The organism is Gilliamella sp. LMG 34360, from assembly GCF_984568995.1.
This window is the reverse complement of record NZ_OZ474900.1, coordinates 2,946,134-2,964,727: the sequence shown is the minus strand read 5'-3', so window position 1 is coordinate 2,964,727 and position 18,594 is coordinate 2,946,134. Positions and strand designations below refer to the sequence as shown.

The 18,594-nt window shown below is 35.3% G+C and carries 17 protein-coding genes; 6 read left to right on the top strand and 11 right to left on the bottom strand.

Going from position 1 to position 18,594, the window contains the following annotated elements; translation table 11 throughout:
- Positions 1-21: 21 nt before the first annotated feature.
- The 3 genes from AC5LW9_RS13310 to glyQ all read right to left on the bottom strand — a co-directional run bounded on the left by AC5LW9_RS13310 (position 22) and on the right by glyQ (position 3,905).
- A complete protein-coding gene (locus AC5LW9_RS13310) occupies positions 22-825 on the bottom strand; it encodes a hypothetical protein (RefSeq protein ID WP_198228626.1) in 804 nt (267 codons plus the stop codon).
- Between the two features lie 67 nt (positions 826-892).
- Positions 893-2,962, bottom strand: coding sequence for a glycine--tRNA ligase subunit beta (gene glyS, locus AC5LW9_RS13305; protein ID WP_493456630.1), 2,070 nt, complete (start codon positions 2,960-2,962; stop codon positions 893-895).
- A 10-nt stretch (positions 2,963-2,972) separates the two neighbouring features.
- A complete protein-coding gene (gene glyQ, locus AC5LW9_RS13300) occupies positions 2,973-3,905 on the bottom strand; it encodes a glycine--tRNA ligase subunit alpha (RefSeq protein ID WP_084810878.1) in 933 nt (310 codons plus the stop codon).
- 209 nt (positions 3,906-4,114) lie between these two features.
- Here glyQ and envC point away from each other — a divergent pair, with 209 nt between their 5' ends.
- Both envC and AC5LW9_RS13290 read left to right on the top strand, forming a co-directional pair.
- Complete coding sequence (gene envC, locus AC5LW9_RS13295) at positions 4,115-5,326, top strand: murein hydrolase activator EnvC (protein ID WP_493456049.1); 1,212 nt, start codon at positions 4,115-4,117, stop codon at positions 5,324-5,326.
- A complete protein-coding gene (locus tag AC5LW9_RS13290) occupies positions 5,326-6,144 on the top strand; it encodes a divergent polysaccharide deacetylase family protein (RefSeq protein ID WP_493456048.1) in 819 nt (272 codons plus the stop codon). The genes envC and AC5LW9_RS13290 overlap by 1 nt, the downstream gene beginning before the upstream one ends.
- On the opposite strand, the gene rapZ is transcribed toward AC5LW9_RS13290, so the two are convergent.
- From rapZ to dsbB, 4 genes are all read right to left on the bottom strand, one after another.
- Entirely contained in the window at positions 6,145-6,993 is an 849-nt protein-coding gene (gene rapZ, locus AC5LW9_RS13285) for an RNase adapter RapZ (RefSeq protein ID WP_198228630.1), read from the bottom strand.
- Between the two features lie 84 nt (positions 6,994-7,077).
- Positions 7,078-7,674: an XTP/dITP diphosphatase gene (locus tag AC5LW9_RS13280; protein ID WP_493456047.1), complete on the bottom strand. Its 597-nt coding sequence runs from the start codon at positions 7,672-7,674 to the stop codon at positions 7,078-7,080.
- Between the two features lie 85 nt (positions 7,675-7,759).
- Positions 7,760-8,416 carry a bifunctional tRNA pseudouridine(32) synthase/23S rRNA pseudouridine(746) synthase RluA gene (rluA, locus tag AC5LW9_RS13275; protein ID WP_334320645.1) on the bottom strand — a complete coding sequence of 219 codons (657 nt, stop codon included), beginning with the start codon at positions 8,414-8,416 and terminating at the stop codon, positions 7,760-7,762.
- A 92-nt stretch (positions 8,417-8,508) separates the two neighbouring features.
- Positions 8,509-9,027: a disulfide bond formation protein DsbB gene (gene dsbB, locus AC5LW9_RS13270; RefSeq protein ID WP_086326236.1), complete on the bottom strand. Its 519-nt coding sequence runs from the start codon at positions 9,025-9,027 to the stop codon at positions 8,509-8,511.
- A gap of 148 nt (positions 9,028-9,175) precedes the next feature.
- Between dsbB and rluC the strand changes: the two genes are divergently transcribed.
- Both rluC and AC5LW9_RS13260 read left to right on the top strand, forming a co-directional pair.
- Positions 9,176-10,165: a 23S rRNA pseudouridine(955/2504/2580) synthase RluC gene (gene rluC / locus AC5LW9_RS13265; protein ID WP_065738402.1), complete on the top strand. Its 990-nt coding sequence runs from the start codon at positions 9,176-9,178 to the stop codon at positions 10,163-10,165.
- 17 nt (positions 10,166-10,182) lie between these two features.
- Positions 10,183-10,845: a histidine phosphatase family protein gene (locus tag AC5LW9_RS13260; RefSeq protein ID WP_198236680.1), complete on the top strand. Its 663-nt coding sequence runs from the start codon at positions 10,183-10,185 to the stop codon at positions 10,843-10,845.
- 80 nt (positions 10,846-10,925) lie between these two features.
- Here the strand turns inward: AC5LW9_RS13260 and bepA are convergent, their stop codons facing one another.
- The 3 genes from bepA to proS all read right to left on the bottom strand — a co-directional run bounded on the left by bepA (position 10,926) and on the right by proS (position 14,835).
- Positions 10,926-12,380: a beta-barrel assembly-enhancing protease gene (gene bepA / locus AC5LW9_RS13255; RefSeq protein WP_493456046.1), complete on the bottom strand. Its 1,455-nt coding sequence runs from the start codon at positions 12,378-12,380 to the stop codon at positions 10,926-10,928.
- 125 nt (positions 12,381-12,505) lie between these two features.
- Complete coding sequence (locus tag AC5LW9_RS13250) at positions 12,506-13,090, bottom strand: fused DSP-PTPase phosphatase/NAD kinase-like protein (RefSeq protein ID WP_086326232.1); 585 nt, start codon at positions 13,088-13,090, stop codon at positions 12,506-12,508.
- 23 nt (positions 13,091-13,113) lie between these two features.
- Entirely contained in the window at positions 13,114-14,835 is a 1,722-nt protein-coding gene (gene proS, locus AC5LW9_RS13245; RefSeq protein ID WP_493456045.1) for a proline--tRNA ligase, read from the bottom strand.
- Between the two features lie 422 nt (positions 14,836-15,257).
- Here proS and AC5LW9_RS13240 point away from each other — a divergent pair, with 422 nt between their 5' ends.
- Both AC5LW9_RS13240 and AC5LW9_RS13235 read left to right on the top strand, forming a co-directional pair.
- On the top strand, positions 15,258-16,559 hold the full coding sequence (locus AC5LW9_RS13240; protein ID WP_493456044.1) for a serine/threonine transporter: 1,302 nt from the start codon (positions 15,258-15,260) through the stop codon (positions 16,557-16,559).
- A gap of 196 nt (positions 16,560-16,755) precedes the next feature.
- Positions 16,756-18,123, top strand: a complete 1,368-nt coding sequence (locus AC5LW9_RS13235; protein WP_493456043.1) for an L-serine ammonia-lyase — start codon at positions 16,756-16,758, stop codon at positions 18,121-18,123.
- 91 nt (positions 18,124-18,214) lie between these two features.
- Here AC5LW9_RS13235 and AC5LW9_RS13230 read toward each other — a convergent pair whose 3' ends face one another.
- Positions 18,215-18,574, bottom strand: a complete 360-nt coding sequence (locus AC5LW9_RS13230; protein ID WP_493454626.1) for a helix-turn-helix domain-containing protein — start codon at positions 18,572-18,574, stop codon at positions 18,215-18,217.
- Positions 18,575-18,594: the final 20 nt, after the last annotated feature.

Genomic DNA, 18,594 nt, shown 5'->3' with positions numbered 1-18,594 from the left:
AACTAAACGTAATGGCTATTTTTAAATAATTAAACTGTTATTTTGCTCAGGTGGTTCAAGCGTTGATTTGTTACTTGTTAATAGCATATTCAAACGATAAAAGAAGCAAATTGTAAAAATATTTAAGATCGTTAATAGTGTTGAATAAATAACTGATAAAAAGATATTATTGTCCACAGCATTAAAAAGCGAAATAACTAAAGCCACAAGAAAATATATTAACATCATCGGAAGAGCAAAACGCCAATGAGTTAATGTAGATCTGTTACATTCAGCGAATTTTTCGAAAAAAGTTTTAGTTGTTGGTTGAGCAATTAATCCACAAAAATTGTAGTAAATCGCATTAAAAAATATGGCAAACACAATCGCGACGACTGCAAATAGGAAAATGACTAGGGCCTTTGGAATAATTAATCCCAAAATCATAAATATTAATCCCGCAAATAGGAAAATTATTGGCAATATGATTAAGAAAATCAACTCAAAACCAATCATATTTAGTACATTGGGTAGCATTCTGGATAATACTGTATTTAAATTAAGATATTCATTGACAGAATAGTTATAAATAACAGCAATTAAAATCGCATCAATTATTATAAATAACACTAATTTAATCACTAGCATTTTTAATAAAAGTGGAAATGCGTTTGGACTATTTGCTTGAAGTAATTGAGTAATAATTGTAGGATCAACAGTATTTTTTAAAATTAATGAAGCGACTATATTTAATAATAAACTGATTAGCGCAATTGACCAAAACCGATTTCGAATAAAATTAGTAGTCTGAGTAAAAACTATGGAAAAAGAGAGATCTGTTTGCATATTTACATTCTTACCTTATTAGTGGTAACCAGAAAGCTACCACTAAATATAATTAACGAAAGGGATATTATTGTAAAAGTGAAATATCAGCAACTTTTAAAAATAAATTTTGTAGTTTTTTCAAAAGAGCTAGACGATTAAGTTTCACTTGTTCATCATCTACCATCACCATTACATTTTCAAAGAAAGCATCAATCGGTGTTTTAAGTGCGGCTAATTCAACTAAAGCCTCTTGATAACGTCCATCGTTAAAGTAAGGAGCTAATTTATCCGTTAATATCGCTACATGTTTGGCTAATTCCCCTTCAGCACCCTCTACCAATAGGGCGGCATTAACATGTTCAGAAATAACACTGTCGGTTTTAGATAAAATATTAGAAACACGCTTATTGGCTTCCGCTAATGATGATGCTTCTGATAGTGTTCGAAAATGCGTTACTGCCTTGACTCTTGCATCAAAATCGGCAGGTTTCGTCGGATTAAGTGCTAATACCGCTTGAATGGTATCAATGGTAAAGCCTTGTTCTTGGTACCAAGCACGGAATCGACCTTGCATAAAGCTAACAATATCTTCAACAACATTTTTGTTATTTAGCTTCTCACCATATAGTGATACTGCATAAGTTGACAATTCGGCCAAATCTAATGGTAACGCTTTTTCGACAATAATACGTAGCACACCGATAGCCGCACGACGTAATGCAAATGGGTCTTTATCCCCCTTAGGGTGTTGACCAATACCGAAAATACCCGCTAAAGTATCCATTTTCTCGGCAATTGACACGGCGCATGATACGTAAGTGCTTGGCAATTCATCACCCGCAAAACGAGGTTTGTATTGCTCCTCAATGGCCGTTGCAACTTCAATACATTCCCCATCTTTAAGTGCTAAATAGCGACCCATTATACCTTGCGTTTCAGGGAACTCGAAGACGGTATTTGTCACTAAGTCACATTTAGTCAGTTTACCTGCACGTTTTGCTTGCTCAACGTTAGCACCAATTTTGTCGGCAATAAAACCAGACAATGCTTCTAACCGTAACACCTTATCTTTAACTGTTCCTAATTGTTGTTGAAATAGAACGGTTTCAAGGCGAGGTAAACGATCTTCTAAACGTTGTTTTAAATCAGTTTGGTAAAAGAATTCTGCATCGGCTAGGCGAGGGCGAACCACCTTTTCATTACCTGAAATCACCACTTGCGGGTCTTTTGATTCAATATTTGCCACAAAAATAAAATTCGGCAGCAGTTTGCCTTGCTTATCGTAAACTGGAAAATATTTTTGATCACCTTTCATGGTATAAACCAGTGATTCGGCAGGGACAGCCAAAAAGCGTTCTTCGAATTTAGCTGTTAATACAACCGGCCATTCAACTAAAGAAGAGACTTCCTCAAGTAAACTATCGGTTAAATCTGCTTTACCATTTAATTTCGTTGCGGCGTCTTGCGCTTGTTGTTTGATAATAGCTTTACGTTTATCATAATCCGCAATGACTTTACCTCGTTGTTCTAAAATATCTGGGTATTGATCTGCATTATCAATAGTAAATTCTTGCTCACCCATAAAGCGATGACCTCGAATCACTCGATTTGATTCAATGTCTAAAATAGTGCCAGGCACTAAATCTTCACCATAAAGCATTGTTACAGTGTGGCAAGGTCGAATAAATTCAACTTGTCGAGCCGCCCAACGCATTGGTTTAGGAATAGGTAATTTGCTTAATGCGTTTTTTACCATATCACACAATAAATTAACGACAGGCTGACCTTTTTGATTTTGTGTATAACAAAGCCATTCTCCCTTATCTGTTTGAATGCGCTGAGCCTGATCGACACTAATACCACATCCGCGAGCCCATCCTTCAGCGGCTTTAGTTGGATTGCCATTTGCATCAAATGCTGCGCTTACCGCTGGGCCACGTTTAACGATTTGGCTATCTGGCTGCGTGTCATTTAAATTTAAAACTTTTAATGCTAAACGACGAGGCGATGCATACCAAAGCACTTCACCATGTTCCAATTTAGCATTATCAAGTTGTTCAATAAAATTAGCTGCAAAACTTTCAGCTAATGTTCGGAGTGATTTTGGAGGTAACTCTTCAGTACCAATTTCCACTAAAAATGTTTTTTGCATAATCTTTAAATTCCTACTTTGCTGCGCTTGGGTTAGAACGTGAATTTTGGCACATAGGGAAGCCAAGAGCTTCGCGTGATGCATAGTATGCTTCTGCTACCATTTTAGTTAATGTTCTAATGCGTAAAATATATCGTTGTCTTTCAGTAACTGAAATTGCTTTACGTGCATCAAGTAAATTAAAACAGTGAGCAGCTTTTAAAATACGTTCATAAGCCGGTAATGGCAGTGGTTTTTCAAGTTCAAGTAAAAATTTAGCTTCTTTTTCATGTTGTTCAAAACAGTAAAATAAGAATTCGGTATTGGCATATTCAAAATTATAAGTCGATTGTTCAACTTCATTTTGGTGAAACACATCGCCATAAGTTGTTTTACCAAAGGCTCCATCACTCCAAACTAAATCGTATACGCTATCCACACCTTGAATATACATAGCGAGTCGTTCAAGACCATAAGTGATCTCACCTGTAACAGGTTTACACTCAAGTCCGCCAACTTGTTGAAAATAAGTGAATTGGGTGACTTCCATACCATTTAACCAAACTTCCCAACCTAGTCCCCATGCACCTAAAGTAGGATTTTCCCAGTTGTCTTCAACAAAACGAATATCATTAATCGTTGGATCAAGACCTAACTCTTTTAATGAACCTAAATATAACTCTTGAATATTGTCAGGAGAAGGTTTTAAGATAACTTGAAATTGATAATAATGTTGTAGCCTATTTGGGTTTTCGCCATAGCGACCATCGGTAGGGCGACGCGATGGTTGAACATAAGCGGCATTAATTGGCTCAGGACCAAGTGCTCGTAAGCAAGTCATAGGGTGCGAAGTGCCTGCACCAACTTCCATATCTAACGGCTGAATCACCGTACAACCTTGATTAGCCCAGTAATCTTGTAACGTTAGTATTAACCCTTGAAAGGTTTTGACATTAAACTTTTGCATGATGTTATCTTTATGGTTGAATTGATTTTTTGGTAATTTAAATAGTGTTGTATTTTATACTTTTTATCCGTGCTTGTGAAATGTCTAATATACTATATGCCGTAATTATTCTTAAACTCGCTTAGATGGTATACATTTTGCATATTTAGTTATTTATATGTATAGTGGTTTATCTTTTACGCTTGATAATAAATCCTAATTACAATTCTATGGCTATTTATCAAAAATTTCTTATCCTTATTTTAATTGGATTAATGTATGCCAACCCTTTGTATGCGATTGATGATAATCAAAAATTACAAAATTTGCGCCAGTCAATTAAAGAACAAGAAATTCGTTTAGCTGAACAGAAAAAGGAAAGGACACAATTAGTTAATGATCTCAAACAACAAGAAACCGAGATAGCTAAACTGCTGACGTCAATTGAAAAAAATAATGCTACACTAAATAAACTTAATATGGAAATTGCTCAGTTAATCAAGCAAATCGATGAGTTAAACGTTAAACAACAGCAACAAAGACGCGCATTGGCTAAGCAGCTTGAAACCGCTTTTAAACTAGGCAAAAACACAGGCTTTGAGCTTATTTTTGCTAGTGAACAAAGTGAACGTAATGAACGTCTTATCACCTATTTTGGTTACATTAATGACGCCAGAGAACAACATATTAATGCTTTGCGTGAAACGCAAGTGCAACTCAACGAAAAAAAATTAGCTTTACAAAAGAAGCAAGTTTCTCAACAGGCATTACAAACAAAACGCAAGCAGGAGCAGGTTGGGCTTGAAAAAAATCGCCAAGATAGAAAAAAAACGATTACCTCATTAGAATCATCCATGCAAGTTAATCAACAAAAACTAGCTCAATTGCATGAAAATGAGGCCAAACTACAAGCAAAAATTGCTGAAGCAGAGAGAGAAAGCCGACGTATAGCAGAAGAAGAAGCAAGGCAAGCAAAAAATATTCAAGCAAAACAAAAAAATAATAATTATACTTTAAGCCCAGAAGAGCGATCGCTCATGGCTCGAGTTAGTGGCATTGGTAAACCTAAACGTCAATTTAATTGGCCAGTAAGTGGATCTGTCTTGCATCGATTTGGCGAATCATTACATGGTGAACTGTATTGGAAAGGAATGGTAATCAATGCTAAAGATGGTACACAAGTAAAAGCGATAACCGATGGACGCGTAATATTAGCAAGCTGGTTACAAGGTTATGGTTTTGTTGTTGCAATTGATCATGGTAAAGGTGATATGAGTTTGTATGGGTATAATCAAAGAGTGCTTGTGGCAGTCGGTGATAAAATTTATAGTGGTCAACCCATTGCGTTAGTGGGCTCAAGTGGCGGACAAAATAGTTCAGGATTATATTTTGAAATTCGTCGAGATGGAAAAGCTTTAAATCCTAGTGGATGGTTAAAATAGTGGTTCGTTTACTCATTTCAATGGCCATTGGTCTATTATTACAAACAAGCAATGTATGGGCAGCAGAGTTAGCAATTGTTATTGATGATTTTGGCTATAGACAACATAATGAAGAGCAAATTATTAAACTTTCGCCTAATATTACGGTGGCGGTGTTGCCTAATTCTCCAAATGCACATCGTATTGCCAATATTGCTCATGAGCACGGCAATGATGTGATGATTCACTTACCAATGGCTCCTTTTGGTAAGCAGCCGTTAGAGAAAGATACATTGTATCCTTATATGGAAGAAGAGGAAGTTGATCGTATTGTAACCAATGCGGTAGCGCATGTACCTTATGCAATTGGAGTTAATAACCATATGGGCAGCTTAATGACATCGAGCCAAATTGGAATGGAAAATGTTATGAAAGCGCTAAGTTACCACTCAATGTTTTTTTTAGATAGTAAAACCGTCGGAAAAACAGCCGTCAAAGAAGCGGCAAGTCTTTATAATATTCCAGTTGTAGAACGAGATGTATTTTTAGACGATAAGCAAAATGAGGCCATTATCAGTCAACAATTCGATTTAGCTATTAGAGTTGCACGTAAAAAAGGTTCTGCCATCGCGATTGGGCATCCACATCCACAGACGCTCAATGTGCTTAAAAATAAATTGGCTAACTTACCACCTGATATTGAACTAATCAAAATCAGTCAACTTGTGGCGCCATTAACAATAGAATCTAAACCGAAAGTAACATTAAAATATATTTTTGAAAACTGCATAAAATCTTTAGAAGATGCATGGAATTTCAATAATGATCTCAATAAATAATTACTTTTTTTCTAATGTTCGATGGCGAATTTGTATTTGTTTATTTTGTGCTTTAAAAAATTCAGCTAATTGCTCTGCAATGAAAACGGAACGATGTTGTCCCCCAGTACAACCAATCGCGATAGTTAAATAACTTCGATTATTTTTCTCTAACATTGGCAACCATTGTTGCAAATAATTAGCTGTTTGATAGATAAAATTGGTTACATCATCTTGTTTTGATAGATAATTAATTACAGGCTCATCTAATCCTGTCAAGGGTCTTAAATTGATATCCCAATGAGGATTAGGTAAAAAACGGACATCAAATACAAAATCGGCTTCAACAGGCAAACCGTGTTTAAACCCAAATGATTCAAAAATCATTGTTAATTCACGCTCTTTTTTACCTAAAATACGCGCTCTTAAAATATCAGATAATTGGTGAACAGAAAGATTATCTGTATTAATAACCAAACTGGCATGCGATTTTAATGACTCTAAATAACTTTCTTCAAGATCGATTGCTTCTTCAAGTGAATGCTTTTGATTGGCTAAAGGATGTATTCGTCTTGTTTCACTATAACGACGGATAAGAGTGTTACGGCTACAATCTAAGAAAATAATTTCAGGTGTTACTGATTCAGGAAGTTTTTGCAGTATATCGTAATCAAATTCGAAATTGATAGGCAAATTGCGAATATCAATGCTAACAGCGACAGGCGTATCATTGTTTTTTAATGAATCGGCTAATTGTGGTAATAAAGCGACAGGAATATTATCAACACAATAAAATCCCATATCTTCTAGCGCCCGTAATGCAATTGATTTGCCAGAGCCGGAACGACCACTCACTATCATCAGAATCACAATTCAACCTCCATTATTGATGGTTTGTGTAAGTATATACTGTTTGTTTGTAAAGATACAATTTAGTAAATATAGAATACTGGTTTAATATTCGTTTTTAATCTTCGCAATAAGTTGTTTAAGCGCTTGTCCTCGATGTGAAATCTGACTTTTATGCTCTTTTGTTAACTCTGCAGCGCTACAATTTAGTTCGGGTACATAAAATAAAGGATCATAACCGAAGCCACCTTCACCTCGTGTTTCATTTAAAATGATGCCATTCCACTTTCCTAAACAAATAATGGGTGTTGGATCATTTTCATGTCGCATGAACGCTAATGCGCAATAAAAATAAGCGGTACGTTTTTCATTTGGTACATTTTTTAACTCTTGCAATAATTTTTGATTATTGCTTGCATCGTTACCATGTTCGCCTGCATAACGGGCTGAATAGATCCCTGGTGCGCCACCAAGCGCATTAACCACTAATCCAGAATCATCAGCGATTGCTGGTAATTTAGTAAATTTAGCTGTATGTCTTGCTTTTAATATCGCATTTTCAATAAAGGTTAAACCAGTTTCATCCACCTCAGGTACATTGAACTCTTTTTGTGCAACAACATTAAAACCAGCATCGGCTAACAGGTTTTGTAGCTCATTAACTTTACCTTGATTATTCGTTGCTAAAACAATTTTTTGCATTTTAATTTCCTTACCATAACTGGTTTGTCAAATATTACCATTAGTGAATTTTATGTAACAGCCGTTATTTAATATATGAATATTTTCAAAAATCAGGCTCGCATGTAAAAGTCATGCTTTCCCCTGTTTTAGGATGATTAATTGTCAGTGATTGGGCATGTAACAACAATCTTTGAGACATCGAAAATGCCTCAGGATGTGCATAAAATTTATCTCCCAAAATTGGATGCCCAATAGCTTGCATATGCACACGTAATTGATGTGAACGTCCCGTAAACGGAAATAATTTAACTCGGGTAGTATTATTCTCATTTCGTGAAATAACTTGATATTCAGTTAATGCATGTTTACCGTTTTCAAGATCCACCATTTGCCTTGGACGATTCGGCCAATCACAAATTAAAGGTAGTTCAACTTTTCCAGTATCTTGCTCAAGATGCCCATGTACCACAGCAATATAGGTTTTTTTGGGGATCCGTTCGCGAAATTGTTTTTTTATGTCTCGATCGGCTAATTTTGATAGCGCTGCAACCATAATACCACTGGTTGCCATATCTAAACGATGAACCGATTCAACATAACTGTATTTTTGTTGTAAACGGTGAATAATACTATCAATAAATTGAGGTTTATTACCTGATACAGACAATATCCCAGGCTGTTTATTAACAACGACAATATGGTCATCTTGATGTAGGATAGAAAGCCAAGGGTCAATAGGGGGATGATATTCCAAAAGCATTTATATATGACAATTCTTAAAATAAAATTGTCATATATTCTAGCAAACTCAACAAAAAGCGCCAGTTTTATAAAAGCGGCGCTGGTTTCAAATTATATTTTCTTTGCTGGAAAGAATTGAGAAATTAATATGGTTAGACCGACAAAAAGATAACAAGCAAAAATAATAATCATCCATTGAGACATTTCGATGGTTAAAAAAGTCCAAATTTTATCGGCACATGAGCCATAGGCATTAAACATACTTGGTAACCATTGATTTAAAGGTAACCAAGATGGAAATTGAACGTTAATTGCACAGGTATCACTAAAATTGGGTTCAAATTGTAAATGAGCGTGAAATGTCGCTAACATAAATCCTTTATAGGCACTAAATAACCAAACCAAAATTCCGCCTAATCGAAAAATATAATTATTAGGCTTAATTAGTCCGATAATGCTTGCGATCATAATTCCAAAAATAGCACAGCGTTGATAAATGCATAATGTACAAGGGGCTAGATCTAACACATGTTGAAAAAAGAGCGCTGTTAATTCAAAAATAAAGGTAGAAAGGAATAATAAAAACCAAGCAGCTCTGCCATTTGAGTAATGATTGAGTAGTGATAACATACTATTTTATTCCTCCATATTCCGTTATAATTACTTATCTTTAATTATATCGAAAGTAATCTATCTAATTTTTAAGTGATGCTAGTGTAGTTTATTTTCGGATAATGTAAACGACTTTTATATATTGATGGCGGATTAATCACTTCTTATGGATTCAAACGTTCCACAAACAAAATTGCAAGTCTCATTTGTCACAATTTCAGAAGAAAATGCGACACAACGAATTGATAACTTTTTAATTACACACTTAAAAGGTGTACCTAAAAGTATGATTTATCGCATACTAAGAAAGGGTGAGGTGAGAGTTAACAAAAAACGCGTTAAACCTGAATATAAATTAAATAATGGCGATGAGATTCGTATTCCTCCTATACGCGTTGCTGAAAAAACAACACCCGAAATTTCAACTAAGCTTAATAAAGTTGCTGATCTGGAAAAAGCAATCATCTATGAAGATGATGTGATTTTAGCCATTAATAAGCCTTCTGGTATTGCCGTTCATGGCGGTAGTGGTTTAAGTTTTGGTGTCATTGAGGGGTTACGCGCATTAAGACCCGAAGCAAAGTTTTTAGAATTAGTTCATCGAATTGATCGTGAAACATCGGGTGTACTATTAATAGCTAAAAAACGTTCCGCATTAAAAGCGTTACATGAGCAGCTTAGACTTAAACAGATGCAAAAAAATTATTTGGCATTAGTAAAAGGAAATTGGCCGTCAGAATGTAAAGTGGTGCAGGCGCCATTACTTAAAAACGTATTAAAAAGTGGTGAACGTGTTGTCAAAGTTGATAAAGAAGGAAAGCCTTCTGAAACGCGATTTAAAGTTGAAGAGCGATTTGATTTTGCAACTTTAATTAAAGCCAGTCCAGTTACAGGACGTACTCATCAAATTCGAGTTCATACTCAATATGCTAACCATCCAATTGCTTTTGATGATCGTTATGGTGATAACCAATTTGATATGCAACTGGCAAATACCAAGCTTAACCGATTATTTTTACACGCGGCTAATGTGAAATTTATTCATCCGAAAACTTTACAAGAAATGCAGTTAAATGCACCTATGGATGATAAGTTGCAAGCATGTTTAAATCAGCTTAGAAATGATAAATATCAACAAACAGAATCATTAAAATAAAAAGGTAGTAAGTGCGAATGAAAGATCTCAATTTATACTTAATTAGACATGGGCAAACAGAGTGGAATATTAAAGATCAGATGCAAGGATCGCAAAACTCTCCTCTTACAGAACAAGGCGTTTTAGGGGCTAAAATAACAGGGCAATATTTAAAAGATGTCCCTTTTTTGCAAGCATATTCCAGTACTCAACAACGTGCTATAGAAACACGTAATTATATCGCTAAGGAAAATATTAAAGATATTCCAACATTTGAACTGTCTGATTTGCAAGAAATGGATTTTGGTGATTGGGAGGGTAAACATGTACCGACTCTTAAAAAGGAAGTGCCAGAATTTACGACTTATTTAACCGATCCTGCTAATTTTGATGCTTCTGTCAATAAAGGTGAAAATTATCTTGATGTTCTAACGCGTATGAAACAAGGACTCAATACGATAATCCAAAATGCACCACAAAATACGGGTAATATTTTAGTCGTTTCGCATGGAACGGTATTGCGGTTATTACTTTGCGTATTAAATGGAGGTGATTGGCGTTTACACCGTGATGATCAATACTTTCCGCGCATGTTAAATACCAGCATAAGTGTTGTTAATTATCAACAAGCGGATGATGAGTCAGAAGGAAAATTTACGGTTAAATACTATAACAATGTCGATCATTTAACGGATAAATAATCGGTGATGTAAATTTTTTATTATCTCTCAAATAATGTGTTTAATAACATAAAATGAGAGATAATAAGCCTATCTAGCGTTTATCTTTTACTGTATTGTGCGTAACGTTGTTGTAGCTGTTGTAACTGTTTAATTCGAGCCTCAATCCTCGAAATCATGATTTGATCGCCTTTCGTTTGGTTTTTAGCGTTTTGTAATATTTGGATTGATCGTTGAAATTGTCCTTCAAGTGCAATCAGTTCTGCTTGAGCACTCATTTCTCTTGCTCTTGAATGCGATCCCCCATAAGCTAAAATCAGCAACTCCCAACCATTAGTATCATCATTGTGATCAAAAGTATATCGATGAAGTAGACTTATGGCTTGTTGATAATTTTTATTTTTCACATAAGCATTAGCCAAATTGAGTTGTAATGCTGAGCTATTTGGCGATTTTTTTAATGCCGTTTGTAATCGATTAATTGCATCATTATTGTTATTTGTACTTAAATCAATATCCGTCATTAAATCTATATACCAAATATTATTAGGATCATTATCTAATAATGGTTGCAGTTGTTGTTTTGCTCTTTGATAATTACCACTTCGGTAATCTGCTAGTGCATAACCATAAACGATGGCAATTTTGCTTTGTTCATTATTGAGTTTTTTGTAATCTTCGAGTAACAATTTGCCTGTATTGATATTATTACTCATTAAAATAGCTAATCTTGCTTTAGCTAAATAATAATTGAGTGATGGGGCAATATCTTTTTTAGAATATTGCATTGAGCGATTTCGAATATCGGATAAACGGCTATTGGGTAATGGGTGAGTAAGTAAAATTTCTGGCGGCTTACTACTAAAACGAGTTTCATCAGCTAACTTTTGCAAAAACTCCGATGAAGCATATGGATCAAATCCTGCTTTAGCAAGTGTTCTTAGACCAACACGATCGGCTTCTTGTTCATTACTTTGTGTAAAACTAATCATGCTTTGCGTTGAACCCGCCATAGCACCTGTCATTACCATCATCCCAGCTTCTGGATTGGCTAATGCTAATAATAAAGAACCTAATGTAGCACCCCAAACATAAGGGCTGTTGCGATTTTGGTTTTCCATTGCCCTAGCCAAATGACGTTGAGTAACATGACCAATCTCGTGAGCCATGACAGACGCTAGTTGGCTTTCATTATTCGTATCCAATATTAATCTAGAGTGAATAACCACATTACCGCCAAAAAAAGCAAATGCATTAAGTACATTGCTTTTCATAATATAAAAGTGAAAAGGTGTTTGTACTGATTCCGATTTTAAAACTAATCTTTCACCTAAATCATTGATATATTGATTTAAAACAGGATCATTAATGATAGGGGCATCAGCGCGTAATAGCCGCATATAATAATCACCCATCTCCATCTCTTGCCCTATACTTAATGTTGAAGCAGCAGCAGTACCTATATCAGGAAGGTTGATGTTATCGGCATAAACTAATGGGGCATTTTGTAATAATAACGATGTAGATAGTACCAATGCGACTACTTTTTTTAACATTGTTTCAACCTATAGAGATAAGAATATTAACTGATTACTATTTTAGCCGAAAAAAAGGACAATTTCACTTTGAATTGCTCATCAACTGTTAGGTATATCAGGCGTTAATGATAAAAAATAATAAATTATTGGAATACAGCGGCTCGAATTTTTTCGATATCAACATTTTCGATATATTTGACAATATTAGGGTAAACATTATAGTGATGACCAAATTCAGGTTTCATTAATTCATTAATGGCTTGAGATTTTGACCAATTTTGGAAGACTATACGATACATAGCTACAGCAACACCTGTGCGATCACTACCATGCCAACAATGAATTAATATTGGTTTGGGCGATTGATTAATGGCTTTTAGTATCTCAATTATTTTTTCGTCAGAAATATTTCCTGCTCGTATTTTGATCCAAACTTCGGAAAGATCCGTATTTTCTAACTTATCGCGATCACTATGCAGTAAACGTAAGTTAATTATGGTTTTAAAGCCTAACTTTTCAAGATATTGTATCTGTTTTCTGGTTGGCTGTTCTGACCGGGAAAGATCATCAGATATTTTATAAAAATTATCGGGTAAATTATCACTCGGTTTCATATTAGATTGACAGCCAATTATCATCAAGCAGACACAACACAGCATTAATGAATTTGCTAATTTTACTTTGATAAAATCATAACAAGATCTTAATTGTTGTGTTGTGTACAGCATAAATAGATGCAATTTATTAATTTTTAAGCCAATTGACGACGGTTTTGGATAAATTCAATGATGTTTTCAATTTTCACCATCTCTTTATCACCACCACAACGATGTTTATATTCCACTTCGCCATTATCCAGATTTCGTTCACCAATAACAATGGTATGCGGAATCCCAATTAACTCAGCATCTGCAAACATCACACCTGGTCGCTCTTTACGATCATCAAACAACACATCAATACCTGCAGTTTGTAAATCTGCATAAAGTTTTTCTGCCGTTGCTTGTACTTTTTCAGATTTATGCATGTTCATAGGAATAATGACAACACTAAATGGCGCGATGGTTTCTGGCCACACAATTCCACGCTCATCGTGACATTGTTCAATCGCTGCAGCTACAATACGACTTACGCCAATGCCATAACAACCCATGATCATAACGTGGTTTTGTCCATCCTCGCCTTGAACAGTTGCTTTCATCGCCTCTGAATACTTCGTTCCAAGTTGGAAAATATGCCCAACTTCAATGCCACGTTTAATTTGCAATGTGCCTTTACCATCTGGACTAATGTCCCCTTCAACCACATTACGAATATCTTCAATGCGCGGTAGGGTAACGTCTCGTTCCCAATTGATATTAAAGTAATGTTTATGATCAATATTGGCGCCCGCACTAAAATCACTCATTACTGCGACATCTCGGTCAATAATGATTGGCATATTAAGGTTGATTGGACCTAATGAACCAGGGCCAGCATTGACAATAGCGCGAATTTCTTCGTCAGTTGCGAATTCTAGTGGTGAAGCAACAATGTCAATTTTTTCAGCTTTGATTTCATTTAGAGTATGATCACCACGTACCAATAATGCAACTAATTGATGACCACTTTCTTTAGTCGCTTTTACCATTAATGTTTTAACGGTTTTTTCAATTGGTAAATTGAATTGTTGAACTAATTCATCAATGGTTTTGGCATTTGGTGTATCAACCATTTTCATTGTTTTAGTCGGTGCTGCACGGTTTTGAGTTGGCGCTAATGCTTGTGCCATTTCGATATTGGCTGCATAATCCGATTCAGTTGAAAAGACAATATCATCCTCACCACTATCAGCTAAAACTTGGAATTCGTGTGACCAATTACCTCCAATTGACCCTGTGTCGGCGCGTACGGCTCTAAAGTTTAAGCCAGCACGAGTAAACACGGCACTATAAGCTTTGTACATGTCATCATAAGTTTCTTGTAATGATGCTTGTGAAGTATGGAATGAATAAGCATCTTTCATAATAAACTCACGTGAACGCATTACACCAAATCGCGGGCGAACTTCATCACGAAATTTGGTTTGAATTTGATAAACATTCAACGGCAATTGTTTATATGAACTCACTTCATTGCGTAGTAAGTCGGTAATTACTTCCTCATGCGTTGGTCCTAATACAAAGTCACGATTACCTCGGTCTTTAATACGTAATAGTTCTGGACCATATTGTTCCCAACGTCCACTTTCTTGCCAAATATCAGCAGGTTGAACAACAGGCATTAATACCTCAATTGCTCCCGCTTTATTCATCTCTTCTCGGACAATGTTTTCAACTTTTTTAAGTACACGATAACCAGTTGGCAACCAAGTATATAAACCGGCCGCAACTTTTCGGATCATACCGGCACGTAACATTAATTGATGACTAATTACTTCAGCATCAGCTGGCGTTTCTTTTAACGTAGAAAGAAGATATTTACTGGTTCGCATGAATTTATCCCGAAAAATAATTTACTTATAAATATACTAAAAATGCTTGCTAGTTTAGCAGTACCCAGCGCAACACTAAAGTAATTTTATCGTTATTTTTGATGTGAAATAGATAATAAGACCATCAAAAGAGTATCAAACAAAGCAAGTTACTTGCGATAAACGCCAAATCTAATTCAAAAGTATCATGCATTATAAATTGGGGGGTATTGTGAAATTGCAGGCAATTTTATAAAAATTTAGTATTAAAACTGATACTTTAATTTTTTGGGACACAATAAGTATCAAAATAGATATTTTTTCAAAAATATATCATGTTGATTATATTAAATTTTTTAGTGTTTGTGTGACGTAGATCACGTTGATAAAGAGATTAAATTGATATCATACGCGCAAAATTTTAGACAAAGGAGTAGTTCAATATGGGCCAATTAACCATTAACGAGGGTATAACAACTTCTAAAGAGGATGCTGCGTTATCTAAATGGCGTAAAAGCGATACTTTATGGATGTTGAGCCTTTATGGTACTGCAATTGGTGCAGGGGTATTATTTTTACCAATTAATGCAGGTGTAGGTGGTTTGATTCCATTATTAGTGATGTTAATTCTCGCTTTTCCTATGACCTTTTTTGCTCACCGTGCTTTATGCCGTTTTGTATTGTCAGGTAAAAGTAGAGACGGGGATATCACAGTCGTAGTTGAAGAAGCGTTTGGTCGCACGGCAGGAAATTGGATAACGATACTTTATTTTTTTGCTATTTACCCCATTTTATTAGTATATAGTGTAGGTATTACTAATACCGTCGATAGTTTTATGGTGCACCAACTGGGTATGGCGTCACTACCAAGAGCTTTGTTATCATTTATTTTGGTCGCTTTTTTAATGTCGATTGTCCATTTTGGTGAAGAGCTTATTGTAAAAGTTATGTCCATTCTGGTGTTTCCTTTCATCGCGGTACTAATGATTTTGGCATTATTTTTAATTCCTGAATGGAATGGCGAAATTTTTAATAATATTTCTTTTAGCAGCAATGGTTACAGTGGACACGGTATTTTAATGACACTTTGGTTGGTTATTCCTGTTATGGTTTTTGCTTTTAATCATTCGCCAATCATTTCTTCTTTAGCTGTTGCTAAACGTAAAGAATACGGTGAAAATTATGCCGAATCAAAATGTACTAAAATTATTGCAGCAAGTAATATTATGATGGTTGCAACGGTGATGTTTTTTGTGTTCAGTTGTGCACTTTGTTTATCGCCTGCAGAACTTTTAGAAGCAAAAGCGCAAAATCTTTCAACGTTATCTTATTTAGCGAATCGTTTTAATTCGCCAGTTATTGAGTATATTGGTCCACCAATTGCATTTATTGCTATGGCTAAATCGTTTTTGGGGCACTATTTAGGTGCGAAAGAAGGATTTAATGGTATCGTGAATAAAGCTTTACGTAGTCGTAATAGAACACTATCTGAAAAGAAACTTGAAAAACTTGCTGTAACATTTATGTTTTTAACAGCATGGGGCATTGCAACGCTCAATCCAAGTATTTTAGGTTTAATTGAATCACTAGGTGGCCCAATTCTTGCAGTACTATTGTTTATAATGCCAATGTATGCAATTCATAAATTACCCGCATTAGCACAATATCGTGGCAAACTCAGTAATGGGTTTATTGTGATTATGGGATTTATTGCGATTTCAGCCGCTATTTATAATTTAGTTTAAAAGATCCCATTATTTATCGTAGTTGATTTGATTTTTTATGAACAAAACCATCGGCATTAGCCGATGGCTCGTATTCTTTAATAGGCAAAATAGTTTTAATAGTAAATTTGCTCCTTGTCCATTTCGTTGCAATAGTAAATTTATGAAGATTTAAACTTACGCAACACAGTTGCGTAAGTATCAAAAAGGGAAAAATATGAGTTCGGTATTTGAAATATTTAAAATTGGTATTGGTCCTTCAAGTTCACATACGGTTGGCCCTATGAGAGCTGGGAAGGCATTTGTTGATCAACTGATTAGTAATAACATGATGTCATCGGTAACCAAAATTGTGGCTGATGTCTATGGCTCTTTATCGCTAACTGGTAAAGGTCACCAAACGGATATCGCTATCATTATGGGACTTGCTGGCGAAAAACCTGATATGGTGAATATTGATAATATTCCATCTTTTATCGAAAAAATCAGTCAGACACATCGCTTACCGATTTATGATAATCGCTACAAAATCGATTTTCCTCTTGCTAGTTGTATGGTGTTTCATTCTAAATTTTTACCTCTCCATGAAAATGGTATGACGTTGAGTGCCTATAATGGTGAAACGCTCCTGTTTCAGAAAACCTATTATTCAGTAGGGGGCGGTAAAATTGTAGAAGAAGAACAATTTGCAAAGCAAAAAACCGAATCAGTAAAACTGCCTTATCGTTTTTCTTCTGCTGCACAATTATTGAAACATTGTGAAGATAATTCTTTATCAATTTCCAGTATTATGATGAAAAATGAGCTGCAATTTCATTCGTATGAAGAAATTGAAGATTACTTTTCACGCGTAGGGCAAACTATTTTAGAATGTATCAAACGAGGTATGAATACAGAAGGTTTATTACCTGGACCACTTAAAGTGCCACGTCGAGCTTTTTCTCTTTATCGACAGCTATCTACAACCAAAGATCAGATCATAAGCGATCCAATGGTAATTATTGACTGGGTTAATATGTTTGCACTTGCTGTGAGTGAAGAAAACGCAGCAGGAGGGCGTGTGGTTACGGCTCCAACTAATGGTGCTTGCGGTATTATTCCAGCGGTATTGGGTTATTATGATAAATTTATTAACCCAGTTACGCCTGATATCTATATTCGATTCTTTTTAACTTGTGGTGCAATTGGTCAACTTTATCAAATGAATGCTTCTATTTCGGGCGCGGAAGTTGGTTGCCAAGGTGAGGTAGGTGTAGCTTGTTCAATGGCTGCGGCAGGATTAGCTGAGCTTTTAGGCGGAAATCCCGAGCAAGTTTGTATGGCTGCCGAAATTGCGATGGAACATAATTTAGGTTTGACTTGCGATCCTGTTGCAGGGCAAGTGCAAGTGCCATGTATTGAGCGTAATGCTATTGCAGCGGTGAAAGCTATCAATGCCACAAGAATGGCGTTGAGACGAATAACGGCAGCAAAAGTAACTTTAGATAAAGTGATTAAAACAATGTATGAAACGGGTAAAGATATGAATGCTAAATATCGAGAAACATCTCGAGGTGGATTAGCAATTACGGTACATTGTAGTTAAGAGCTCATTTTTTATCTTCGCCTTTTTTATAATTGGCGAAGATAAAAATTATGTTATATCCTCAGTTTTAGCGTTTTATTTTTTGAATTTTTTAGTATTTCCAGCGCATGGTATTCACTTTAGAACGTAAAAAATCATTTTCAACAAGTACGTCAACTTTTTCTTTGTTTGTTGTTCGTTTTTTTCTTTTCCGTTTTGGTTGGTCAGCTGAGGTTTTGTGAATGGCTTCGTTGTAGGCAAGTAAGTTATTAAGCTGATCGAGTTCGCCTAATCCTTTAAGAACTGAAATTAATGTTTGTAATGTGATTGATTCGCCTTGCTCAATACGTTTTATTGTTGCTATACCAATTTGAGATTTTTCGGCAAGTTCTTGTTGCGATAAATTTTTTTCGATTCTAGCCATTTTTATTCGGCGACATAACAATTTTATCATGTCGTTAATTTCATTCATGAATAATCCTTACTGGGTAA